Here is a 23,476-nt window from a genome sequence, read left to right as displayed (position 1 = left end):
CGGGTGCGGGACAAGCATGGCGGGACGCGGCGCGCGGTGCGGTTGCCCGGCATCCGGGGGGAGCCAGACGTCTCGGCAGGGCATCCGCTCCGCGCGTCGACCACGACCAGGTCCCCCGTCCTGGCCGGGGTCCACGCCGGACGGTTGTCGCCGGACCATCCATGCCCGGACCATTCACGCCCGGACCATCCTCGCGGGACCGGCTACTCCAGCACCGACAGGATCGAGGAGTAGTCGTCGGTCCAGCGGATCGCCCGCGAGCCGGGTTCGCGCCAACCGGGACGCTCCAGCAGGGGCGCGAGGTCCTGCCGCTCCGCACCCAGGGCGACCCAGACGCTGTTGACGCCGCCGTCGGCGTCGCCCTCGCCGCTGCCGACGGCCATCGAGAGCCCGAGCTCCTCCGCCGCCCCCACCAGGACCGGCTCGAGGTCGAAGACCCGGTTGCTGATGTGTACGACGAGCACGCCACCGGGCGCGAGCCGCTCGCGGTAGGTGGCGATCGCCTCCTCGGTGAGCAGGTGCACCGGGATCGAGTCCGAGCTGAACGCGTCCAGGACGATCGTGTCGAAGCTGCCCGGTGCGGCCTCCGCGAGCCCGAGCCGCCCGTCGCCGACCACGGTCTCGACCGTGGCGGCGCTGTCGTCGAGGTAGGTGAACAGCCGCGGGTCCCGGGCGATCCGCACGATCTCCGGGTCGATCTCGTAGAACGTGAACCGCTGGCCCGGTTGGCCGTACGCCGCCACGGTGCCCGCACCCAGTCCGACCACCGCCACGTCGCCGCCCTTGCGCGCGGTGAACACGTCGCCGAGGGGGCCCGTGCGCGAGTAGTAGCTCGTCGGGATGCCGCGCTTGTCCGGGTCCCGGAACTGGGTGCCGTGGACCGTCGTACCGTGCACCAGCTCGGTGACCCCGCGGTCGTTGACCACCGAGTAGCTGCCGAAGAAGGTGCGGCTCTGGGACAGCTGGCCCTGGGACTGCCCGAAGGCGGCGAAGCCGAAGAACACCACGAGGATGCCGGCCATCGCCCGGGGCATCCGGGCCATCCCGGTGCCGAGCGCGACTGCCGCGCACAGGAGCACCAGCACGACCGCGGCGTACACAGAGACCAGCCACAGCAGGCCTGCCACCGCGAGCGCCGCCACCGCCAGGAGGGCGATCGTCAGGCCGCCGGGACGACGGGAGGAGCCCGCCGGACCGGCCACGGGGGTGGCCTTGGCGAGCCCGACGAGCAGTAGCGGCACCACCGCGAGGACCAGCCAGTACTCCAGCACCCGGTCGAAGAGCATCGGGGCGATCAGCCCGTTCAGCAGCCCGCCCAGCGCTCCGCCGGTGGAGACCACGAGGTAGTACGCGGTCAGGTGGTCGGGCGAGGGACGCTCGGCGGCCAGGCGGGCGTGGGCGGCGTACGCGACCAGCGCGAGCATGGCGAGGTTCAGCGCGATGGATCCCGCGACCGACACGCCACCGCCCAGCACGGACGCACCGCCGCACGCGAAGGCCAGCCCGACAGCCAGCTGGGTGACCCGTCGCGGCGGCACCCGCGAGGTGCGCGCGAACGCGAGCACGAACGTAGCCAGGTAGATCGCGAGCGGCACCACCCACAGCAGCGGGATCGCCGCGATGTCGGTCGAGATGTGCGAGGTGACCCCCAGCATCAGCGAGGACGGCAGGAAGGCGAGGGCGATCCAGCCGAGGACCTGCCTGCGTCCCGGCCGCGGCCCTGCCGGGACCCGGGTGGCCGTGGTGTCGCGGGTGCGTCCCGCGCCGCGCACCGAGAGCGCGCACGCCCCGGTGAGCACCACGAAGCCGAGGAAGCCCGCGGACCACCACGCGCGCTGGTCGGCGAGCGCGAGGTTCGGCTCGATCAGCAGCGGGTAGGCGAGCAGTCCCCCGAAGCTGCCCAGGTTGCTGGCCGCGAACAGGAAGTAGGGGTCCTCGGAGCGGTGGTGGTCGCCCCAGGAGTACCACCGCTGCAGCAGCGGCCCGGTGGTCGCCACCACGGCGAACGGCAGCCCGATCACCAGGAGCAGGGTGCGCAGCAGCCAGAGCACCGGCGAGGTGTCGGCCCCCGGGGCGACGTCGTCGGGGATCGCGAGCGGCAGGGCCACCAGCGGCAGCAGCAGCACCACGAGGTGGGCCCGTGGCTGCCAGGTCGCGCCCAGCCTCGAGGTCGACCAGTGCGCGTAGCCGTAGGCCGCGAGCAGCAGCACCTGGAAGAACAGCGAGGAGGTGCTCCACACCGTCGCGGAGCCGCCGTACGACGGCAGGATCAGCCGGGCGACGAGGGGCTGGACCACGAACAGCAGCGCCGCACCCAGGAAGGCCGTCGTGGCGAACAGCAGGGTCCGCGGCCCGGCGCGCCGCGGGGCCGGCGCCCCGGCTGCCTCCGGGGCTGCGACGGGACGGGTCCCGGGCTTGACCACGCTCTGGCTGGTCGCCATGTCACACCCTCCGCCGGGACCTCGTCCGGCCAAGATACGAGGGCGCGGCCCCCGCGTCCGGCGAAGCGGGGAACGCGTGATCCGACTGTTGTCAGCCCGGTCCGGCGGCGCTCGCGCGCATCCGCTCGGCCTTCCAGCCGGTCTCGGCCCACTCCTGCTCCACCTCGGAGTGCACGGTGATGCCGCCGCCGGTGCCGATGCGCCAGACCCGGTCCGGTCCGGCGTACAGCGAGCGGATCACCACGCCGAGGTCGGCGCGGCCGTCGGCGCACACCCAGCCGAACGCCCCCGCGTAGAGCCCGCGGGAGGTTGCCTCCACCTCGTCGATGATCGCCATCGTGCGCCGCTTCGGGGCACCGGTCATCGAGCCGGCCGGGAACAGCGCCCGCAGCGCGCCGAGCGTGGAGACGTCCTCGCGCAGCCGGCCCCGCACCGTGGAGACCAGCTGGTGCACGCTCGGGTAGGACTCCACCGCCATCAGGCTGGGCACCTCGACCGACCCGACCTCGCAGACCATCGAGAGGTCGTTGCGCAGCAGGTCGACGATCATCAGGTTCTCCGCGCGGAACCGCGGCTCGCTGGCGAGCTCCTCGCGGAGCCGCTCGTCCTCGGCCTCGGTGGAGCCGCGCGGGGTGGTGCCCTTGATCGGCTTGGTCTCGACCCAGCGGTCGGCGTCGACGGTGGCGTAGCGCTCCGGGGAGCTGCTCAGCAGGTGGGTCCCGCGGTGGCTGAGCAGACCGGCGTACGGCGCGGGGTTGCTCGCGCGCAGCCGCAGGTAGGTGGCCAGGGGGTCGGTGGCCGCTCCGACCTCGCCTACCCGGCCGACCTCGTCGCGGAAGGTCAGGTTGACCTCGTAGGTGTTCCCGGCGTGCAGCTGCTCCTGGACGCGCGCGAAGGCGTCGGCGTACCACGCGGGCGCGGTGCCGGGGTGCGCCACCGGGGGCAGCGGGCCTGCCTGCGGCAACGGGCCGTGGTCGAAGAACCGCACGCCGCGCGAGCGCATCCAGACGGCGTCGGGGCCGTGCGGCCAGGGGCGGGCGGGCAGGTCCGGCCGGGCGGCGTACCCCAGGCAGCCCACCCAGTGCACGTCGGGATCGCCCTCGTCGCGGGCGATCTCGGCCTCGAGCACCTCGAAGACGTCCGTGCCGACCACCTCGTGCCGGGTCCCCTGGTGCCGGGTCACCTCGCGCCGGCCCGCGTCGAAGCTCAGCGAGACGTCGTCGTCCTCGAGCACGCCGACCAGGGACCGGCGGCCCGACCACTCGCGTGCCCCGCCCCCGTCGAGCCAGAACACCCGGTCGCTGCGGGCCAGGCCGTCGCGGACGGCCGCGACGACGGGTTCGGAGGCCGGGCAGGTGGTCGGGTGGCTCACGAGAGGAAGTTCCTCACCAGGGCGGCGCCGTGCTCGGAGAGGATCGACTCCGGGTGGAACTGCACGCCGGTGTGCGGCAGGTCCCGGTGGGCGACCGCCATCGTCACGCCACTGAGCTCGTCGACGGCCGTGCGGCGCAGCGTCGCCGGCAGCTCCACCGCTGCGAGCGAGTGGTAGCGCACCGCCCGGAACCGGTCGGGCACCCCGGCGAAGAGGCCATCCCCGTCGTGCTCGACCACGGCCACCTCGCCGTGCGCCGGGCGCACGCGCGTCACCGTTCCGCCGTACGCCGTGACGAGGGCCTGCATCCCCAGGCACACGCCGAGGACCGGTACGCCGAGGCCGAACACCGCGGCGCCGAGGGCGAAGTCGGCCGGGACGCCGGGGTGTCCGGGTCCGGGCGAGAGGACCACGTGGGTGGCAGCGCGGGCACGCTCGAGGGTTCCGGGAGCATCGTGCTCGACGACCTCGGGAAGGGTGCCGGTGACCGTGGCGACGAGGTGCACGAGGTTCCAGGTGTAGGAGTCGTAGTGGTCCACCACGAGCACCCCCGTGGTCACCCCAGCAGCTCCAGCAGGAGCCCGCGCAGCAGCGCGAAGCCGTTCTCGGTGAGGATCGACTCGGCGTGGAACTGCACGCCGCGGAAGTTCGGTCCGGCGACGAGATGGACGTCTCCGGTGGCGGGGTCGGACTCCGCGCGGACGCCCTCGGGCAGGGCGCCCTCGCCGAGCCGCCCGACGAAGGTGTTGTAGAAGCCGACCCGCTCGTCGCGGCCCTCGATCTCGACCAGCGACTGGGTGCCCTGGAAGACGATGTCCTTGTAGTCCAGCGGGATCCCGAGGCGGTCGCAGAGCACCTGGTGCCCCAGGCACACCGCGAGGAACGGCTTCTGGGTGGCCAGGAGACCGTCGATCGCCCGCTGGTAGGCGGCGATCTTGGGGTGCGCCGCGTCGCGCGGGTCGCCGGGGCCGGGGCCGATGACGACGAGGTCGACGTCGTCGAAGACCCCGTCCTCGTAGGCCTCGTGCCGGACCACGCGCGACCCCATGCCCAGCACGGAGAACACGTGGGCGAGCATGTTCACGAAGTCGTCCTCGCCGTGCAGGATCGCGATCTGCCGACCCGCCAGCGACGGCGCCGGCGCGGCGCCCGCCTGGTCGGTGAGCCAGAACTTCGCGAGCCGCTGGTTGCGCGAGTTCAGGGCGATCAGCACGTCCTCGTCCTGGGTGAGGTCGGCGATGTCCGAGGGAGCGCCCGTCGCTCCGGGGACCAGACCGAACGCGGTGAGGATGCCACCCGCCTTGGCGAGGGTCTCGGCGACCTCGCTCATCGGGTCGGAGTCGCGGACCAGGGTCGCTCCCGCGGTCACCTTCATCGCGCCCTGTGGGGAGACGTCGGCGGTGCGGATCACGATCGGGGAGTCCGCAGTGGGGGCGCCTTCGGCGTCGCGGCCGATCAGGGCGAGCGCGCCGGCGTAGTAGCCGCGTCCCTCGGACTCGTACTGGTGGATCAGCCGGCAGGCGCTCTCCACGGGGGCGCCGGTGACGGTCGCGGCGAACATCGTGTCGCGCAGCACGTCGCGCACGTCGTGGCGGGTGCGGCCGGCGAGGAGGTACTCGGTGTGCACGAGGTGCGTCATCGGCTTGAGGAAGGGCCCGAGCACCTGGCCGCCCTCGTGGCAGATGTCGCACATCATCTTCAGCTCCTCGTCGACGACCATGAAGAGCTCGAAGATCTCCTTCTCGTCGGCGAGGAAGTCCAGCAGCTTCTGCTTGCGCTGCGCCGGCTCGAGTCCGCGCAGGCGGAAGGTCCCGGAGATCGGGTTCATCCGGACGTCGCCGCCGTGCACGCTCACGTGCCGCTCGGGCGAGGCGCCGATCAGGAACCGGTCGCCGGTCCAGAAGCAGTAGGTCCAGTAGGCGCCGCGCTCGCTGGTCAGCAGCCGGCGGAGCACGGTGAGCGCCTTCGCAGCGTCCCAGTCGCGCAATTGCGCGCGATAGTGACGCCCGATCACGAGGTTGGCGCCCTCGCCGTTGCCGATCTCCTCGCGGATGATCCGGTCCACGACAGCGCCGTACTCCTCGTCGGAGGTCTCGAAGCCACCCTCGCCCTCGATGGAGATCTCCTCCTCGGGGAGCGCGGCGATCAGCTCCTCGAGCGGCACCTCCCGCTCGGTCTCGATCGCGACCACCGCCAGCGGGGTCTCGTCGTCGTGCGCGACGAACCCACGCTCGGTGACCTGGCGGAACGGTACGGCGACCAGCCGGTCGAAGCGGCGTCCCTCCTCGGGCACGCCCTCCTCCAACGGGATGTCGCGCAGCGTCTCGAGGTGGCTCACCGGCCCCCCGACCAGCGTGACCGTCGAGCTCTCCCGCAACCGGATCACCGCCCACGCCTCGTGCCCCATCAGCTCCTGGAGTGCAGCGCTGGCGGAGGACGGCTCAGGGGTCGGGGAGGACATGCCGGGAACGCTACTAGGTGGCCGACCGGGCACTTCTGTCACGTCGTAGTCAGCCGACCGGGCACAAACGTCACGCCGCAGGACGGTGACCGGGCAAATTGTGTCCACGCTGCTGAACGCAATTGCCCGCTCGGCGACCTACGGCGGGACACAATTGCCCGCTCGACGCGCTACGGCGGGTCGTAAGTGCCCGGTCGGCGGGGTTCAGCTGGAGGTGAGGGTGACCATCCGCTGGGTGGCGCGGGTGTAGACGACGTAGAGGACGGCGCGGCCGGTGGGGGCCTCGTCCTCGATCTCCTGGGGCTCCACGACGATGATGCCGTCGAACTCGAGGCCCTTGGTGTCCAGCCCGGCGAGTACGACGATCCGCGACTCGGGAGTGCCCGTCTCCTCGGCGAACTCGGGCCAGGAGGAGACCCACCGGGAGACCTCGCCGAGCCGAGCGGTGGGTACGACGATCCCGACCGTGCCCGCAAGCGTCCCGGCGAGCTCGGTCAGGTGCTCGTGGACCGCCTGCTCCAGGTCGTCCACGTGCAGCTCCAGCGGGGGGATGCCGGTGGAGCGCACGGCGTCGGGGAGGTCGGCGTCGAGGCCGACGCGCTGGGCGTAGGCCGCGGCGAAGTCGTAGATCTCCGCGGAGTTGCGGTAGTTGGTGGAGAGGTGGAAGTCGTGGCGCGGCTTGTCGCCGAGCGCCGCGGCACGGGCGGCAGCGGCTTCCTCGGGCACCGGCCACGACGACTGGGCGAGGTCGCCCACGATCGTCCAGGTCGCTCCACGTCCCCTGCGACCGACCATCCGCCACTGCATCGGGGTGAGGTCCTGCGCCTCGTCGACCAGGACGTGAGCGAAGGCGTCGTCCTCGACCCGGTTGGTCGGTGGCGCCCAGCCGCGCGGCCCGGCGTACTCCCGGTCCGAAGCGGTCCACAGCTCCTGCAGCGACGCGTCCTCGGCGCCGAGGTGCTCGTCGTCGACCGAGCCGGTGTTCACCAGCGGCGGGTCGCCGAGCAGGTAGCGCAGCTCGTCGAGCATCGCCACGTCGTCGACCGACAGCGAGTCGCCCCAGGTCTTGGAGAGCAGGCGCACCGCCTCGTCGTCCAGCACGCCCTCGCTGACCCGTCCAAGGAAGTCGGGGTCACGCAGCCAGCCGAGCACGGTGGCCGCGTCCAGCACCGGCCACCACGCAGCGGCGAACTCCAGGAAGTCGTCGTTGGTGCGGATCTCCTCGGAGAACTCCTCCTTGGTGCGCTCGCGGCCGCGCTCGCTGCGGACCTGGCGCCACATCGCGTCGATCAGGGTGGAGGCGACCCGGGTGGTGGACCGGTTGCGGCTGCCCATCGCGAGCAGCTGGCGGCGCAGGGCGCCGAGCTCGCGGTGACCGAGCCGGATCACGTCGTCGCGGTAGAAGACCCGGAACTCCGTGGGGGCGTCGGGCACGGCCTGGCGCGACGTACGCCGCAGCACCTCGGCCATCGCCGCCGAGCCCTTGATCTGCATCACCGCGGGCTCGTCGCGACGGCTGGCCTTGACGCCGTCGACGACCTCGCCCAGCGAGCGCAGCGCGACCGCGGTCTCACCCAGCGAGGGCAGCACCCGCTCGATGTAGCGCATGAAGACACCCGAGGGGCCGACGACCAGGACGCCGCCGCGCTCGTAGCGACGGCGGTCGGCGTAGAGGAGGTACGCCGCACGGTGCAGCGCCACCACGGTCTTGCCGGTGCCGGGACCGCCGGTGATCGAGACGACGCCCTTGTTGGGCGCGCGGATCGCCTTGTCCTGCTCGGCCTGGATGGTCGCGACGATGGAGTGCATCGAGCGGTCGCGCGCCTTGGACAGCTGGGCGAGCAGCGCGCCCTCGCCGACGATGGGCAAGGTCTCGGCCGCGGGATCCTCGGCGTCGAGCAGCTCGTCCTCGACTCCGAGCACGTGCACGCCCTTGCTCTGCAGGATCCGGCGGCGTACGACGCCCTGGGGATCGGCCAGGGTGGCCTGGTAGAAGACCGCCGCGGCGGGGGCCCGCCAGTCGATCAGCAGCACGTCGTAGTTGTCGTCGCGCAGGCCGATCCGGCCGATGTAGCGGGGCACGTCACTGATCTGGGCACCCATGTCGAGACGACCGAAGACCAGTCCCTCGTGGGCGGCGTCCAGCGTGGCGATCCGGCGTGCGGCCTGGAACACCATCGCGTCGCGCTCGACGAGACCGCCCTCGTTGCCGATCCGTCCGCGGGCGAGGCCCTCCTTGGCGAGCTCCTGCGCAGAGAGCGCCGCCTTCTCGAGCTGCCGGTAGACGGTGTCGACGTAGGCCTGCTCGCTCGCTACCTCGCGTGCAGCGACGTCAGTGTTCAACGCGGGTGTCCTCCGTAGGAGCAAGTCGTTCTCAGCGAATCGACAACTTTACCGCGCAGGGTCAGGGCTCGCCCCCGCAAGTCCCGGATCCGGACTACCGGCGTCCCGCGACCCGGGAGAGCGCCGCTCAGGCCAGGTCGTGCACGAATTCGCCGAGCTGGGTGAGGTTGCGGCACTCCACCATCGGGATCAGCCGGCCGTAGTCGCGGGCGGCCGAGTCGCCGGTGTCCCAGTTGCGCACGTGCTCGGGGTTGAGCCACCAGGCGTGCCGGGAGGCGTGCACCAGCTCCTTGACGACCGGCAGCGCGAGGTCGGTGTGGTTGGAGCGGGCGTCGCCGAGCACCAGCAGGTTCGTCCGTGGGGTGAGCGCGTCGGCGTACCCCTCGGAGAAGCGGGTGAACGCGCGGCCGTAGTTCGTGCGGCCCCACAGCGAGGCGTAGCGCGCGCTGGCCGCGAGCTCGGTCATCGTCTCCGCGGGATCCCGGCCGGAGGTGAACCGGTCGGTGACCTCGTGGATCTCGTCGACGAAGGTGAACGCACGGACGCGGTTGAACTGCTCGCGCAGCGCGAAGACCAGCATCAGCGTGAAGCTGGCGAAGTTGGAGACCGAGCCGCTGACGTCGCACAGCACCACGAGGTCCGTGCGGGCCGGCCGCCGGGGCTTGTGCCGGGTCTCGATCGGCACGCCGCCGGTGGACATCGAGGCTCGGACGGTACGCCGGAAGTCGAGCGGTCCCCGGGAGCGCGCGTGCTGCTCCCGGCTGAGCCGGGTGGCGAGGCGGCGGGCCAGCGGCTGGATCTCGCGGCGCATCAGCTCCAGGTCGGCCCGGCGGGCCGAGGTGAAGTCCACCAGCTCGATCGCCGGCCGCACCGTGTGCCGCGCGACGTGCTCGGGACCGCGGACCTCGGCCGCGCGCCGGCGTACCTCCACGTCCACGAGCCGCTCGAACTCCTGCGCCTGCGCCTCCACGAGCCGGCGCAGCGAGGGGTCGTCGCTCCCGTCGGGCGAGGCACCGAGGCCGGCGAGGGCCTTGGCGACGAGCTCCTCGGGCGAGACCCGGTTGATCACGTTGTACGACGACCACCGCTGCTCCCCCGGCCCGCGCCCCCTGATCAGGCCGAACCGCGCCACGCCCTCCCGCGCCAGCGACTGCATCACGTCCGGGTCGCCCATCGCCATCGCGGTCGCCAGCGCCTCCTGGAAGTCGGCGAGGGCCTGGGGACCCTCGGGAGGGGGTGATGCTGACGCTCCGGGTAGTCCCGGCCGTTCGGCATCCTCGAGGGGGTCCAGATCCTGCGATTCGTTCGGGACTACCCCGTCACCGGCGACGTACCCGTCCCCGATCAGGGCCGGGAAGTAGAGGTCGAAGACCTGGTCGAAGCCGGTGCGGTGGTTGTGCCGCTTGAGCAGGGTCGCTGCGTACGCCGCCCGCAGGGTCTCGCGGTCGCCGATGCCGAGGGCGTCGATCGCACGGATCGAGTCGAGCCCCTCGGACAGCGAGACCGGCAGGCCCGTGGAGCGCAGCGCCTCCACGAACTCGATGTGCCGGTCCAGCAGGGTCATCCGGGGCTCGTCTCGCTCACCGCGTGCGGAGCCGGAGCTCCCGCACCGCGCGGTCGTGGTCGCTGGCGTGCTTGAGCACCACGCCCAGGGTCTGGTCGATCGCGGCCTCGTCGAGGGTCCGGGTGCCGAGGGCGATCAGGGTGCGTGCCCAGTCGATGGTCTCCGCGATCGACGGCGCCTTGCGCAGCTCCAGGCCGCGCAGCCTGGCCACCACCTCGACGATCTGGCCGGCCAGCGACTCCTCGATGCCGGGCACCTGCGAGACGACGATCTCGCGCTCGCGCTCGGACTCGGGGTAGTCGATGTGCAGGAACAGACAGCGGCGCTTGATCGCCTCGGAGAGCTCGCGGGTGGCGTTGGAGGTGAGCACGACCAGCGGGCGGCGTACGGCGACGATCGTGCCCATCTCCGGGATCGTCACCTGGAAGTCGCTGAGCACCTCCAGCAGCAACCCCTCGACCTCGACGTCACTCTTGTCGACCTCGTCGATGAGCAGGACGGTCGGCTCCTGGCGCCGGATCGCGGTGAGCAGCGGCCGGGTGAGCAGGAACTCCTCGGTGAAGATGTCGTCGTGGGTCTCGTCCCACGATTGCTCACCCGCTGCTTGAATCCGCAGCAGCTGCTTCTTGTAGTTCCACTCATACAGCGCCCGCGCCTCGTCGAGCCCCTCGTAGCACTGCAGCCGCACCAGCTCGGCCCCGCTCGCGCGCGCGATCGCCTTGGCCAGCTCGGTCTTGCCGACCCCCGCAGGCCCTTCGACCAGCAGCGGCTTCTCGAGTGCACCGGCCAGGAACGCGGTGGTGGCGGTGGCGTTGTCGGCGAGGTACCCGACCGCGGCCAGCTGCTTCTCGGCGTCGGCCGGGGACTCGAACCATGAGGGCGTCTGGGTCACGTGGCCATTGTGCCTGTCGTGGGCGGTGACCCCGTCACCAGCGCTCGTGCACCAGCCCGCGGACCCGCTGGTCGTAGATCGAGCGGACGCCGTCCATGAACTCCACACCGAGGTTGTTCGCGTTGCCGGCGGCGGCGTTGGACCTGGCCTGCTGCTCGTTGCGGGCGCCGGGGATCACGGTGGTCACGCCGGGTTGCTGCCAGATCCAGGCGATCGCGGCCTGGGCGGGGGTGAGCCCGCCCGGGGCGGAGGTCTTCACCAGGCGGGTGAAGTCGGCCGCGGCCTGCAGCCCCACCTCGTAGGGGACGCCGGAGAAGGTCTCGCCCACGTCGAAGGCGCTGCCGTCGCGGTTGTAGTTGCGGTGGTCGTCGTCGGCGAAGGTGGTGGTCTCGTCGTACTTGCCCGACAGCAGGCCCGAGGCCAGCGGGACCCGGGCGATGATCCCGACGCCGGCCTCGGCGGCCGCGGGCAGCACCTCCTCCAGCGGCTTGAGCCGCAGCGCGTTCAGGATGATCTGCACGGTGGCGAGGTGCGGGCGGGCGATCGCGGAGAGCGCCTGGGCAGCGGTCTCCACACTCACGCCGTACGCCGCGATGGAGCCGTCCTCGACCAGGGCGTCCAGCGCGTCGTAGGTCGCGTCGGCGTCGATCACCTCCGACGGCGGGCAGTGCAGCTGGACCAGGTCGAGCCGGTCCACGCCGAGGTTCCTGCGCGAGCGGTCGATCCAGGCGCGGAAGTTGTCGGGTGAGTAGTTCTCCGGCACCTGGTCCATCCGCCGGCCCATCTTGGTGGCCACGGTGAACCCCGCGTCGGGGTGGGCGGCGGCGAACCGGCCCACGATCTGCTCGCTGCGACCGTCGCCGTAGACGTCGGCCGTGTCGTAGAAGGTCACTCCCTCCTCCGCCGACGCCTCGAGCACGGCACGCGCGTCGTCCTCGCTGACCTCACCCCAGTCGGCGCCCAGCTGCCAGGTGCCCAGGCCCACGACCGAGACCTCGCGGCCGGTCCGTCCCAGTAGTCGCTGCTCCATGCGGGCCTCTTCTCTCATCGCTGCTGCAGGTGCGGGCCTCGTCCGGGTGCCGGGCTCGGCAGCCCAGGATCGTGAGGGATTCCCGCGATAGCGTGTGACGCACGTCACCACTACCCGTTCTCGGAGGTTCCCATGCCGCTCGCCAATCCGTTCTACACCGCCGAGACGCAAGGGGACTACCAGCTGCACTCGGTGGGCCGGTTCGAGCTCGAGGACGGCGGGGTGATCCCCGACCTGCAGCTCGCGGTGGCCACCTACGGCGAGCTCAACGACGCCAAGGACAACGTGATCCTGGTGCCCACGTGGTTCTCCGGGACCCACCAGACCTGGGAGCAGGTCTACATCGGCGAGGGCCGGGCGCTGGACCCCTCGCAGTACTTCATCGTGGTGGTCAACCAGATCGGCAACGGGCTCAGCACCTCGCCGCACACGGTCGAGGACCGCGAGCTGGCGATGTCGAAGTTCCCGCACGTGCGCATCGGCGACGACGTACGCGCCCAGGAGCAGCTGCTGCGGGAGACCTTCGGCGTGGAGACCCTCGCCCTGGTGGTGGGCGGCTCGATGGGCGCCCAGCAGACCTGGGAGTGGGCGGTGCGCTTCCCCGAGAAGGTACGACGAGCCGCACCCATCGCCGGGACCGCGCAGAACACCCCGCACGACTTCGTGTTCACCCAGACCCTGATGGACGCGATCACCTCCGACCCCGGCTGGAACGGCGGTGAGTACGCCGCCGCCGCGGACGTCGCCGCAGGCCTGGGACGGCACGCCGACATCTGGGCGGTGATGGGACTGACCACGGAGTTCTGGCGGACCGAGTTCTGGCGCGGCATCGAGCCGCTCGAGGAGGCGATGGGCTGGGACACCTTCGAGGAGTTCCAGGAGAACTTCCTGCGCGCGCTCTTCCGGATGATGGATCCCAACGCCCTGCTCACCATGGGCTGGAAGTGGCAGCGCGGCGACGTCGCCCGCAACACCGGCGGCGACCTGGCCGCGGCCCTGGGCCGGGTGCGCGCGAAGACCTTCGTGATGCCGATCGAGCAGGACATGTTCTTCCCGCCCGGCGACTGCCGGATCGAGCAGGAGCTCACGCCCGGCAGCGAGCTGCGGATGCTGCACTCGATCGCCGGTCACTTCGGGCTGTTCGGCTTCGAGAAGACCTATCTCGACGAGGTCGACCAGCACCTCAAGGAGCTGCTCGCGACCGAGGCCTGAGGCCCTGACCAAGGCGGCGGCGGGAGCACCAGCCGCTCAGGCGCCCAGCCCCTCGGCCAGCCGGTGGTAGGCGGCGTTCCAGCGCAGCTCGCGCTGGAACCCGCGCGCCGTGGTGTCCGCGTCGATCACCACCAGCTCGGTCCGGGTCATCTCGGCGAAGTCCTGGAGCACCTCGACCCCGATCGCCTTGGAGAGCACCGTGTGGTGCGGCGCCCCGGCCATCAGCCAGGCCTCGGCCGAGGTGGACAGCGAGGGGCGCGGCTCCCACACCGCGCAGGCGACCGGCAGCGCCGGGAGGTCCTCGTCGGGCTCGACGACGTCGACCTCGTTGACGGTCAGGCGGAACCGGTCACCGAGGTCGCAGATGCCCGCCACCACCGCCGGCCCCGGGTCCGCCACGAACCGGAGCCGGACGGGATCCTCGCGCCCCCCGATCGCGAGGGGGTGGACCTCCAGCGAGGGACGCTGGGTGGTGATGCTCGGGCAGACCTCGAGCATGTGCGCTCCGAGGATCTTCTCCTCGCCCGGGACCAGGTGGTAGGTGTAGTCCTCCATGAACGAGGTCCCTCCCGGGAGCCCCGCGGCCATCACCTTCGTCGCCCGCAGCAGCACCGAGGTCTTCCAGTCCCCCTCCCCGCCGAACCCGTAGCCGTCGGCCATCAGCCGCTGCACCGCGAGACCCGGGAGCTGGCGCAGCCCACCGAGGTCCTCGAAGTTCGTGGTGAACGCGTCGAAGGATCCCTCGGTCAGGAACGCCCGCAGGCCGAGCTCGATCCGGGCGCCGTCGCGCAGCGACCGGTGCCGCTCGCCGTTCGGCAGCAGCTCGGGCGCCACCCGGTAGGTGTCGGCGTACTCGGTGACGAGCTTGTCGACCTCGTCGTCGGAGACCTCGTCGACCACGGAGACGAGGTCGTTGACGCCGTAGGTGTTCACCGAGACCCCGAACCGGAGCTGGGCCTCGACCTTGTCGCCCTCGGTCACGGCGACGTCGCGCATGTTGTCCCCGAAGCGGGCCAGCCGGAGGCGGCGCAGCTCGTGCCGTCCCAGCGCCGCCCTGGCCCACGACCCGATCCGGGCAGCCACCTGCGGTGACTCGACGTGCCCGGCCACCGTCGTGCGGGGCACCCCGAGACGGGTCTGGATGTAGCCGAACTCCCGGTCACCGTGCGCGGCCTGGTTGAGGTTCATGAAGTCCATGTCGATCGTGGACCACGGCAGCGCCATCCCGGCCTGCGTGTGCAGGTGGAGCAGCGGCTGCTGCAGGGCGTCGAGCCCGGAGATCCACATCTTGGCCGGCGAGAACGTGTGCATCCACGCGATCACGCCGATGCAGTCCTCGGCGGTGTTCGCCTCCAGCATCTGCCGGTGGATCGAGACCGAGTCGAGCAGGACCGGCTTCCACACCACGCGCACCGGCAGCGCTGCGTCGAGGCGCTCGGCGATGACGCGGGACTGCTCCGCGACCTGGTCCAGCGTCTCGGGGCCGTAGAGCGCCTGGCTGCCGGTGAGGAACCAGACCTCGCCCGAGGCTGACCCCGGGGCTGACCCTTGGGCTGGGTCCGACGCTGGGGCCGGGACTGTCGCCGGAACTGGGGCGGTGCTGGTCATGGTGGGCCTCCGGGATCTCTCGTTGAGGGCGTCGCTGCGCGGGTCGACCGCACGGTCAGCGCTGGCCGTAGACGTTCTGGTAGCGCTCGTAGAGCTCGTCGACGGCCGCCGGCTCGACGGGGATCGGCTGGCCGAGCTGGCGCGCGACGTGGACGGTCCGGGCCACGTCCTCACACATCACGGCGGCCTTGACCGCCGCCCGGGGGGTCGGCCCGACCGTGAACACCCCGTGGTTCTGCATCAGCACGGCGCGCGACCGGCTCCCGCGCAGGGTCTCCACGATGCCGCGCCCGATGGAGTCGTCGCCGATGATCGCGAACGGCCCGACCGGGATGTCGCCGCCGAACTCATCGGCGACCATCGTGAGCACGCACGGGATCGGCTCGGCGCGCGCGGCCCAGGCGGTCGCATAGGTGGAGTGGGTGTGCACCACGCCGCCGACCTGCGGCAGGTGCCGGTAGACGTAGGCCTGCGCCTCGGTGTCCGAGGACGGCGCGTGCTCCCCCTCGACCACGCGTCCGCGCAGGTCGCAGACCACCATGTTCTCGGGGGTGAGCTCGTCGTAGGAGACGCCGCTGGGCTTGATCACCAGCAGGTCCTGCCCGGGCACCCGCGCCGAGACGTTGCCGGCCGTCCACACCACCAGCCGGTAGCGGGTGAGCTGCTCGTGCAGCGCGCACACCTCGCGACGCAGCGACCGGACGCTCGCGTCGACCTCGGCGACGGCGGTCATGCCGACATCTCCGGGCTCGCCTGCCGGTCGCTGCCCAGCGGCTTCGTGCCCAACGACTCGGCGTCCGCCTGCGCCGGGTCCTCGGCTGACCGGCGACCGCGACGTCGCGCCACCGCGTCGTGACGGATGCCCTTGAGCCGCCGCATCGCCGAGGATCCTCGGCCGAAGTGGTCGTGCAGCTCGAGGTACTCCGCGTAGAGCCGGTCGTAGGCACGGGCCCGGGCCGGGTCCGGGCGATAGCTGTCGGGGCGGACCCGGCCCATCGCTCTCGCGGCAGCCCGTACGTCGGCGTACGCCCCGGCGGCGACCGCCGCGTGGATCGCGGACCCCAGGGCAGGGCCCTGGTCGGAGCCGATCACCGACAGCGGCATCGCGAGGACGTCGGCGTAGATCTGCATCAGCAGCGGGTTCTTGACCAGTCCGCCCGCGACGATGAACTCGGTCACCGGCACGCCCGCGTCGCGGAACGTCTCCACGATCACCCGGGTCCCGAACGCCGTGGCCTCGAGCAGGGAGCGGTAGATGTCCTCGGGCCTGGTCGCGAGCGTCTGCCCGACCACGAGCCCGGAGAGCTGGTGGTCGACCAGCACCGACCGGTTGCCGCTGTGCCAGTCCAGCGCCACCAGCCCGTGCTCGCCGACCTCCTGAGCCGCGGCGAGGCGGGTGAGCAGCTCGTGCACGGTCTCGCCGTTGCGCTCGGCCTGCGTCGCGTAGGCCTGAGGCACCCCCGTCCGCACGAACCAGCCGAAGATGTCGCCGACACCGCTCTGCCCGGCCTCGTAGCCCCAGCTGCCCGAGACGATGCCGCCGTCGACCACGCCGCACATCCCCGGCACCTCGCGCAACCGGTCCGAGCTCATCACGTGGCACGTCGAGGTGCCCATGATCGCCACCATCTGCCCGGGCTCCACGGCCTGCGCCGCGGGCGCGCTGACGTGGGCGTCGACGTTGCCGACCGCCACCGCGATCCCCTCGGGCAGGCCGGTCCACCCCGCCGCCTCTGCGGTCAGCGAGCCCGCGCGGTCGCCGAGCTGGCCGATCGGGTGCTCCAGCTTGTCGGTGACGAAGGACCCGAACCCCGGCGCGAGCTCCTCGAGGAAGTCCGGGCCCGGGTAGCGGCCGTCCTGCAGGATCCCCTTGTAGCCGGCCGTGCAGGCGTTGCGGACGTAGCGACCGCACAGCTGCCACACGATCCAGTCCGCGCCCTCCACCCAGTGCTCGGTGCGCTCGTAGAGCTCGGGGTCCTCCTCGAAGAGCTGGAGGGCCTTGGCGAACTCCCACTCCGAGGAGATCAGGCCGCCGTAGCGGGGCAGCCAGCTCTCCCCGCGGGATGCTGCCAGGGCCGTGATCCGGTCGGCCTGCGGCTGGGCGGCGTGGTGGCGCCACAGCTTCACGTAGGCGTGCGGGCGGTCGGCGAACCCGTCCACCTCGTTGAGCGGGGTGCCGTCCGCGAGCACCGGCACCATCGTGCACGCGGTGAAGTCGGTGGCGATGCCGATCACCCGCGCCGGGTCGACCCCGGCTGCGGCGAGGGCGGCCGGCACCGCGTTGCGCAGCACGTCGCGGTAGTCGTCGGGCACCTGCAGGGCCCAGTCGGGTGCCAGCGGCGTACCGGAGGGAAGTGCCTCGTCCAGCACCGCGTGGGCGTACTCGTGGGTCGCGGTCCCCAGCTCGGCGCCGTCCGCGACGCGTACGACGAGAGCCCTGCCGGACAGGGTGCCGAAGTCGACGCCGACGACGACGTCTCCGGGGTGGGAACTCTGGTCGGCCGCAGTGGTCATCCTCGACTCCTCGGTGGCGGCGCGGTGCTGGCGCGACGGACCAGCTCCGGCTCGATCAGCAGCCCGCGGCGCGAGCTTCCGCCGTCGTCGCCTGCGTCTTCCTCGGGGCGCATCGCCACGTTCAGGGTGTCGATCGCGAGACGTCCCACCGCGTCGAAGTCCTGCCGGACCGTGGTGAGGGGCGGGATCAGGTACCCCGACTCCGGGATGTCGTCGAAGCCGACGACGCTGACCTCGTCGGGCACCGAGCGCCCCGCCTCGGAGAGGGCGCGCAGCACCCCGATCGCCATGTGGTCGTTGGCCACGAAGACCGCCGTGACCTCCCGGCGCCCGGCGATGACCTGGCCCACGGCGTGACCGCTGGCGGCGGTCCAGTCGCCGAGCAGCGGCTCGATCGGCTGCAGGCCGGCGGCATGGATCGCCTCGCGCCAGCCGGTGACGCGTGCCCGCGCCTCCTCCCAGTGCTGCGGGCCGGCCACGTGCATGATCTGCGTGTGCCCGAGCGAGAGCAGGTGCTCGGTGGCCATCCGGGCACCGGCGACCTGGTCGACCCCGACGGTCCACGGGGCCCGGGACAGGTCACCCTCGACGACCACGACCGGTACGCCGCCGGTCTCCTGGTGCCGGGCGATGTCCAGCGACTCGTCGGTGGCGACGATCATCACGATGCCCTCGACGTTGTGGTCGCGCAGGTGCTCGACGGCGGCCGCGAGGTCCTCCCGGGTGACGTCCGGCAGGTTGACCGAGCTGACGAAGTAGCCGGACTCGCGGGCAGCGGCCTGGATCGCCCGGTGCACCGTGGAGGGTCCCCAGAGCCCGCCGTTGGTGGCGATCACGCCGATGGTCGCCGAGCGTCGGGTCACCAGCGCCCGGGCGACCGTGTTGGGGCGGTAGCCGAGCTGCCGGATCGCCTCCTCGACGCGGGCCCGGGTCTCCGGGCGCAGGCTGTCGTGCCCGTTGATCACCCGCGAGACGGTCTGGTGCGAGACCCCCGCGAGGCGGGCCACGTCGGCCATCACCGGCGTACGTCCGGCGAGCGGCCTGACCGCCCGCGGCTCGGTGGCGCTCATGCCTGACGCCTGGTGATGAACCGCTGGAGGACCACGAAGGCCAGCAGCAGCACCCCGATGGTGATCTTGGTCCACCACGAGCTGAGCGTGCCGTCGAAGGAGATGAACGTCTGGATCGTGCCGAGGACCAGCACCCCGAGAAGGGAGCCGATCACCAGGCCCCGCCCACCCGTGAGCAGGGTGCCGCCGATGACCACGGCGGCGATCGCGTCCAGCTCCATGCCCACGGCGTGCAGGCTGTAGCCGGAGAGCATGTAGAGGGAGAACAGCAGCCCGGCCAGCGAGGCGCAGAACCCGCTGATCGCGTAGACCATCACCTTGGTGAACGCGACCCGCAGGCCCATCAGGGTCGCGGAGCTCTCGCTGCCGCCGATGGCGTAGACGGTGCGGCCGAACCTGGTGCGGTGCAGCACCCAGGCGGCGACCGCGACCAGCGCCAGGGCCAGCACGGCCGCGGACGTGGTGTAGAGACCTCCCGGCAGCGAGATCTGCCCCGAGGCGATGCTGATGAAGGTCTCGTTGCGGATCGGGATCGACTCGATGCTGATCAGGTAGCAGAGCCCGCGGGCGAGGAACATCCCCGCCAGGGTGGCGATGAACGGCTGGATGTCGAAGTAGTGGATCACCAGGCCCGTCACCAGCCCCATCGTGGTGCCGATGAGCAGCACCGCGCCCATCGCCAGTGCCGGCGACCAGCCCGCCTCCAGCGTCCGGGCAGCGACCATGGTGGAGAGGGCGACGACGGACCCGACGCTGAGGTCGATGCCCCCGGTGAGGATCACGAAGGTCATCCCGACCGCCAGAACGATCAGGAACGCGTTGTCCACAAGCAGGTTCAGCACCACCTGCGGCGAGGCGAACCCCTCGTAGCGGACGCCGCCCGCGGCGAACATGCCGACGAACAAGGCGAACGTGCCCAGCACCGGGAGGTACTGCGAGGGCGGGGAGTAGGTGCGGACCCGGTCCCAGGTGCTGGTCCCGGTGGCGGTCGCGGCACTCATGCCGCACCTCCGTTCGCGGTCAGGGGGGCGGAGGTCGTACGCCGGACCCTCAGCGCGGCCCGCGCCTTCGGCGACTGGACCAGGCACACGAGGATCACCACGACGGCCTTGAACAGGTAGTTGGACTGGGCCGGGATGCCGATGTTGGGGATCGTGCTCGCCAGCGTCTGGATGAGCATGGCACCGATGAGGGTCCCCGTCAGGGAGAAACGTCCCCCGGCCAGCGACGTACCGCCGATGACGACCGCGAGGATGGCGTCGAGCTCGATCCACAGGCCGGCGTTGTTGGCGTCGGCGGCGCTGGTGTTGCCCGCGATCATCAGGCCGGCCAGCCCGGCGCAGAGGGCGGCGAACACGTAGACGGTCCAGATGATCGTGCGGGCGCGGACGCCGGCGAGCCGGCTCGCCTCCGGGTTGATCCCCACGGACTCGATCAGCATCCCCAGCGCCGTACGCCGGGTGACCACGCCGGTGATCGCGAAGACGGCGAGCGCGACCAGGATCGCCACCGGCAGCGTGGCCACGAAACCGACGCCGAGGGCGGCGAAGGTGTCGTTGTTGACGGTGGTGATCTGGCCGTCGGTGATCAGCATCGCCAGGCCGCGCCCGGCGGTCATCAGCACCAGCGTCGCGATGATCGGCTGGATCCCCAGCACCGCGACCAGGAAGCCGTTCCACAGCCCGAGCAGGACGCAGACCCCCAGGGCCATCGTGCAGGCGACGATCGCGGTGGCCGCCGACGCCTGGTCCCGGGCGCCGGCGATGTAGACGCAGGCCACGGCGCCCGCGATCGCGGCCACGGCACCGACCGAGAGGTCGATGCCCCGGGTGGCGATCACCAGGGTCATCCCGAGCGCGACCAGCAGCACGGGGGCTCCGTTGCGGAGGATGTCGACCAGGTTGCCGTAGAGGTGGCCGTCCTGCATCCGGATGTCGAAGAACGACGGGGTGGCGACCACGTTGACCACGAGCAGCACGACCAGGGCCAGGACCGGCCACAGCAGCGGCTTGCTCGCCAGGGACGCGGCCCTGCTGGTGACGGTGGGCGTCGTCTCAGGCATGGCTGGCCTCCTCGCTGCGGGCCTCGCCGGCGATGATCTCGAGGATGTCGCTGACGCTGAGGTCGTCGTTCGGACGCTCGTCGATCTTGCGGCGGTCGCGCATCACCACCAGCCGGTCGGCGAGGCGCAGCACCTCCTCGAGCTCGGCGGAGATGAACACCACCGCCACTCCCGTGCGCGACAGGTCGGCGACCAGCCCCTGGATCTGCGCCTTGGCGCCGATGTCGATCCCCCGGGTCGGCTCGTCGAGGATCAGCAGCTCGGGCTCGGTGATCAGCCACCTCGCCAGCAGCACCTTCTGCTGGTTCCCGCCGCTGAGGGTGCGCATCATCGCGCCGGGGTCGGGGGGCCGGATGTCGAGCGCCTCGAGGTACTGCGAGACCAGGCGGGTCCGGGTCGCGGCGGGGATCGGCCGCAGCCACCCCCGCGTGGCCTGCATCGCGAGCAGCATGTTGTCGGCGACGGTCAGGTCCTCGATCACTCCCTCGGCCCGGCGGTTCTCGCTGGAGAAGGCGATCTTGTGGTCGATGGCGTTGCGGGGGCTCCGGAACCGGCTCGGTCGCGCATGCACCTCGAGCTCGCCACTGTCGGCGGTGTCGGCTCCGAACAGCAGCCGCGCGAGCTCGGTCCGACCCGAGCCCAGCAGCCCGGCGACCCCGATCACCTCCCCTTCGTAGACATCGAGGTCCACCGCCTCCAGCGAGCCGTTGCGGCCCAGGTGCAGCGCCTTGAGCACCGGTACGCCGGACTCCTGCACGTCGCTGGCCGCGGCCCCGCGGTCGATGCGCTCGAGGACCTCGAGCTCGCGCCCGATCATCATCCGCACCAGCTCGAGCTCGGTGACCTGCGCAGTCATCCGCTCCCCGACAAGGGCGCCGTTGCGCAGCACCGTGAGCCGGTCGCTGATCTCGAAGATCTGGTCCAGGAAGTGCGAGACGAACACGATGGCGACTCCCTGCTCGCGCAGCGTCCGCATCACCTCGAAGAGCTTCGCGACCTCGTCGGCGTCCAGGCTGGAGGTCGGCTCGTCGAGGATCAGCACCTTGCAGTCCACGTCGACCGCCCGCGCGATCGCCACCAGCTGCTGGACCGCGATCGGGTGCTCACCGAGCTCCGAGGCCGGGTCGATGTCCAGGCCCAGCCGGTCGAGGGTCTGCTGGGCACGCCGGTTCATCGCCCTGCCGTCGATGCCCCCGAACCGACGGGGCTCGCGGCCCAGCAGCATGTTCTCGGCCACGGAGAGGTTCGTGCACAGGTTGATCTCCTGGTAGACCGTGCTGATGCCGGCCGCCTGGGAGGCGGCCGGCGAGGAGAAGCTCTGCCGGGAGCCGGCGACCTCGATCGAGCCCTGGTCGATGCTGTAGACCCCGGTGAGCGCCTTGATCATCGTTGACTTGCCAGCGCCGTTCTCCCCCATCAGCGCATGCACCTCCCCCGGGAAGAGACGCAGGTCGACGCCGGCAAGCGCGGGTACGCCGCCGAAGGCGATGTGGATGTCGTGCATCTCCACGACGGGAGGGACGCCGGTCCCACCGTCCCCGTTGCGGGCGGGTGCGGACTCGTCCTTCGCGACGGTCGGCTGGAGGTCCATCTGGGTCAACGCTTTCTCCTCGGTCCCGGGCACCCATGGGGTGCCGTGAGCGCCGAACCCGCCACGGTCGTTCCGGGACGGGCCCAGCGGCTCCTGCTGGCGGTCGTCAGTACTGACGGTCGGCCAGGACCTTGGTGGCGGACGCCTGGTCGAACGCCGACTCCTTGGTGACGACCCGCTTGGGGACGTCGTCCCCGGCGACGACCTTCTTGGCCAGGTCCATCAGCTGGGGACCGAGGAGCGGGTTGCACTCCACGATGTAGTTGATCTCCCCCTTGGACAGGGCGATCATCCCGTCCTTGACGGCGTCCACGGTGATGATCTTGATGTCGGTCCCGGGCTTCTGCCCGGCCGCCTTGATCGCCTCGATGGCGCCGAGTCCCATGTCGTCGTTGTGCGCGAACACGACGTCGATGCCCTTCTGGGACTTCAGGAACGACTCCATCACCTTCTTGCCGCCGTCACGGGTGAAGTCCCCGGTCTGGGAGGCGATCACCTTGATCTTCGGGTCGGCCTTGACCTTCTCCGCGAAGCCCTCGCCGCGGTCGATCGCGGGGGCGGCGCCGGTGGTCCCCTCGAGCTGGACGACGTTGATCTTGCCGTCGCCGTTCCCGTCCGCGTCGGCAGCGTTCTTCACCAGCCAGTCACCGGCCTTCTGGCCCTCCTCGATGAAGTCGGAGCCCAGGAAGGTCTCGTAGAGGGAGTCGTCCTTGCTGTCCACGGACCGGTCGGTGAGGATCACCGGGATCTTGGCGCGCTTCGCCTCGACGAGCACGGTGTCCCAGCCGGTCTCGACGACGGGGCTGAACGCGATCACGTCGACCTTCTGCTGGATGTAGGACCGGATCGCCTTGATCTGGTTCTCCTGCTTCTGCTGGGCGTCGGAGAACTTCAGGTCGATGCCCTCGGCCTTGGCGGTCTCCTTGATGGACTTGGTGTTCGCGGTGCGCCAGCCGCTCTCGGCGCCGACCTGCGCGAAGCCCATCGTGATCTTGTCCCCGCCGCCGCTTGCGCTGTTCCCGGAGTCGGAGCTGCCGCATGCGGTGAGCGAGATGGTGCTCAAGGTGATCGCACACGCGGCGACCAGACTCTTCTTCAGCACGGTGTTGTCCTCTCGGTTCGTCGGGTCCCAGCCCGTGTGTGACGCACGTCACTTCTTGCGAGTGTGAGCGTTAACATTCGCGAAGGTCAAGGACGTGAAGAGAACTTCTTGACCGGCGTGACCATCCTGTGACCTGGGAAATGTGATCGCTCACATCAAACGCGGCCAAAGCGGGCGCGGGCCGGACGCTGACCGGGAAACCTCGCGGGCGCAG

At 71.4% G+C, this 23,476-nt stretch carries 17 protein-coding genes; 1 reads left to right on the top strand and 16 read right to left on the bottom strand.

The genetic code is table 11. The features are described 5' to 3' along the window. Positions 1-203: 203 nt before the first annotated feature. The 8 genes from AC4BGB_RS13265 to AC4BGB_RS13230 form a co-directional block, all read right to left on the bottom strand. Positions 204-2,441 (bottom strand): fused MFS/spermidine synthase, encoded by a 2,238-nt coding sequence (locus AC4BGB_RS13265; protein WP_490547351.1) that lies wholly within the window; start codon positions 2,439-2,441, stop codon positions 204-206. Between the two features lie 91 nt (positions 2,442-2,532). Next, positions 2,533-3,813: an anthranilate synthase component I family protein gene (locus AC4BGB_RS13260; RefSeq protein WP_490547350.1), complete on the bottom strand. Its 1,281-nt coding sequence runs from the start codon at positions 3,811-3,813 to the stop codon at positions 2,533-2,535. After that, the gene (locus tag AC4BGB_RS13255; protein ID WP_490547349.1) at positions 3,810-4,373 is read right to left on the bottom strand and encodes an anthranilate synthase component II; all 564 of its coding nucleotides are present in this window, start codon (positions 4,371-4,373) and stop codon (positions 3,810-3,812) included. Before AC4BGB_RS13255 ends, AC4BGB_RS13260 begins: the two co-directional genes overlap by 4 nt. Beyond that, positions 4,370-6,274: a chorismate-binding protein gene (locus AC4BGB_RS13250; protein ID WP_490547348.1), complete on the bottom strand. Its 1,905-nt coding sequence runs from the start codon at positions 6,272-6,274 to the stop codon at positions 4,370-4,372. Before AC4BGB_RS13250 ends, AC4BGB_RS13255 begins: the two co-directional genes overlap by 4 nt. Before the next feature lie 204 nt (positions 6,275-6,478). After that, positions 6,479-8,617 (bottom strand): HelD family protein, encoded by a 2,139-nt coding sequence (locus AC4BGB_RS13245; RefSeq protein ID WP_490547347.1) that lies wholly within the window; start codon positions 8,615-8,617, stop codon positions 6,479-6,481. A 127-nt stretch (positions 8,618-8,744) separates the two neighbouring features. After that, positions 8,745-10,181: a vWA domain-containing protein gene (locus tag AC4BGB_RS13240; protein WP_490547346.1), complete on the bottom strand. Its 1,437-nt coding sequence runs from the start codon at positions 10,179-10,181 to the stop codon at positions 8,745-8,747. A 16-nt stretch (positions 10,182-10,197) separates the two neighbouring features. Further along, positions 10,198-11,073 carry an AAA family ATPase gene (locus tag AC4BGB_RS13235; RefSeq protein WP_490547345.1) on the bottom strand — a complete coding sequence of 292 codons (876 nt, stop codon included), beginning with the start codon at positions 11,071-11,073 and terminating at the stop codon, positions 10,198-10,200. Between the two features lie 34 nt (positions 11,074-11,107). Then, positions 11,108-12,103, bottom strand: a complete 996-nt coding sequence (locus AC4BGB_RS13230) for an aldo/keto reductase (protein WP_490547344.1) — start codon at positions 12,101-12,103, stop codon at positions 11,108-11,110. Positions 12,104-12,235: 132 nt separating this feature from the next. Between AC4BGB_RS13230 and AC4BGB_RS13225 the strand changes: the two genes are divergently transcribed. After that, the gene (locus AC4BGB_RS13225; protein ID WP_490547343.1) at positions 12,236-13,315 is read left to right on the top strand and encodes an alpha/beta fold hydrolase; all 1,080 of its coding nucleotides are present in this window, start codon (positions 12,236-12,238) and stop codon (positions 13,313-13,315) included. A 36-nt stretch (positions 13,316-13,351) separates the two neighbouring features. Here AC4BGB_RS13225 and araA read toward each other — a convergent pair whose 3' ends face one another. The 8 genes from araA to AC4BGB_RS13185 all read right to left on the bottom strand — a co-directional run bounded on the left by araA (position 13,352) and on the right by AC4BGB_RS13185 (position 23,262). Then, a complete protein-coding gene (araA, locus tag AC4BGB_RS13220; protein ID WP_490547342.1) occupies positions 13,352-14,923 on the bottom strand; it encodes an L-arabinose isomerase in 1,572 nt (523 codons plus the stop codon). A gap of 55 nt (positions 14,924-14,978) precedes the next feature. After that, positions 14,979-15,656 carry an L-ribulose-5-phosphate 4-epimerase gene (locus tag AC4BGB_RS13215; protein WP_490547341.1) on the bottom strand — a complete coding sequence of 226 codons (678 nt, stop codon included), beginning with the start codon at positions 15,654-15,656 and terminating at the stop codon, positions 14,979-14,981. Beyond that, positions 15,653-17,437 carry a ribulokinase gene (gene araB / locus AC4BGB_RS13210; protein WP_490547340.1) on the bottom strand — a complete coding sequence of 595 codons (1,785 nt, stop codon included), beginning with the start codon at positions 17,435-17,437 and terminating at the stop codon, positions 15,653-15,655. Before araB ends, AC4BGB_RS13215 begins: the two co-directional genes overlap by 4 nt. Continuing rightward, positions 17,434-18,507, bottom strand: coding sequence for a LacI family DNA-binding transcriptional regulator (locus tag AC4BGB_RS13205; protein WP_490547339.1), 1,074 nt, complete (start codon positions 18,505-18,507; stop codon positions 17,434-17,436). The genes araB and AC4BGB_RS13205 overlap by 4 nt, the downstream gene beginning before the upstream one ends. Then, positions 18,504-19,508, bottom strand: coding sequence for a galactofuranose ABC transporter, permease protein YjfF (gene yjfF / locus AC4BGB_RS13200; protein WP_490547338.1), 1,005 nt, complete (start codon positions 19,506-19,508; stop codon positions 18,504-18,506). Before yjfF ends, AC4BGB_RS13205 begins: the two co-directional genes overlap by 4 nt. Further along, positions 19,505-20,569: an ABC transporter permease gene (locus AC4BGB_RS13195; protein WP_490547337.1), complete on the bottom strand. Its 1,065-nt coding sequence runs from the start codon at positions 20,567-20,569 to the stop codon at positions 19,505-19,507. Before AC4BGB_RS13195 ends, yjfF begins: the two co-directional genes overlap by 4 nt. After that, positions 20,562-22,160 carry a sugar ABC transporter ATP-binding protein gene (locus tag AC4BGB_RS13190; RefSeq protein ID WP_490548439.1) on the bottom strand — a complete coding sequence of 533 codons (1,599 nt, stop codon included), beginning with the start codon at positions 22,158-22,160 and terminating at the stop codon, positions 20,562-20,564. Before AC4BGB_RS13190 ends, AC4BGB_RS13195 begins: the two co-directional genes overlap by 8 nt. A 106-nt stretch (positions 22,161-22,266) precedes the next feature. Next, positions 22,267-23,262, bottom strand: coding sequence for an ABC transporter substrate-binding protein (locus tag AC4BGB_RS13185; protein WP_490547336.1), 996 nt, complete (start codon positions 23,260-23,262; stop codon positions 22,267-22,269). Between the last annotated feature and the right edge of the window lie 214 nt (positions 23,263-23,476).

The sequence above is a fragment of the Nocardioides sp. Z30_9 genome (genome assembly GCF_058215735.1).
Note: the sequence above shows the minus strand (reverse complement) of the source record. Positions and strands in the feature narration are given on the sequence as shown.

Coding starts and splice junctions, on each gene's coding strand:
- AC4BGB_RS13265 (WP_490547351.1), bottom strand. CDS start 2,441: ATGGCGACCAGCCAGAGCGTGGTCAAGCCCGGGACCCGTCCCGTCGCA.
- AC4BGB_RS13250 (WP_490547348.1), bottom strand. CDS start 6,274: ATGTCCTCCCCGACCCCTGAGCCGTCCTCCGCCAGCGCTGCACTCCAG.
- AC4BGB_RS13240 (WP_490547346.1), bottom strand. CDS start 10,181: ATGACCCTGCTGGACCGGCACATCGAGTTCGTGGAGGCGCTGCGCTCC.
- AC4BGB_RS13230 (WP_490547344.1), bottom strand. CDS start 12,103: ATGGAGCAGCGACTACTGGGACGGACCGGCCGCGAGGTCTCGGTCGTG.
- AC4BGB_RS13225 (WP_490547343.1), top strand. CDS start 12,236: ATGCCGCTCGCCAATCCGTTCTACACCGCCGAGACGCAAGGGGACTAC.
- araA (WP_490547342.1), bottom strand. CDS start 14,923: ATGACCAGCACCGCCCCAGTTCCGGCGACAGTCCCGGCCCCAGCGTCG.
- AC4BGB_RS13215 (WP_490547341.1), bottom strand. CDS start 15,656: ATGACCGCCGTCGCCGAGGTCGACGCGAGCGTCCGGTCGCTGCGTCGC.
- araB (WP_490547340.1), bottom strand. CDS start 17,437: ATGACCACTGCGGCCGACCAGAGTTCCCACCCCGGAGACGTCGTCGTC.
- AC4BGB_RS13205 (WP_490547339.1), bottom strand. CDS start 18,507: ATGAGCGCCACCGAGCCGCGGGCGGTCAGGCCGCTCGCCGGACGTACG.
- yjfF (WP_490547338.1), bottom strand. CDS start 19,508: ATGAGTGCCGCGACCGCCACCGGGACCAGCACCTGGGACCGGGTCCGC.
- AC4BGB_RS13195 (WP_490547337.1), bottom strand. CDS start 20,569: ATGCCTGAGACGACGCCCACCGTCACCAGCAGGGCCGCGTCCCTGGCG.
- AC4BGB_RS13190 (WP_490548439.1), bottom strand. CDS start 22,160: ATGGACCTCCAGCCGACCGTCGCGAAGGACGAGTCCGCACCCGCCCGC.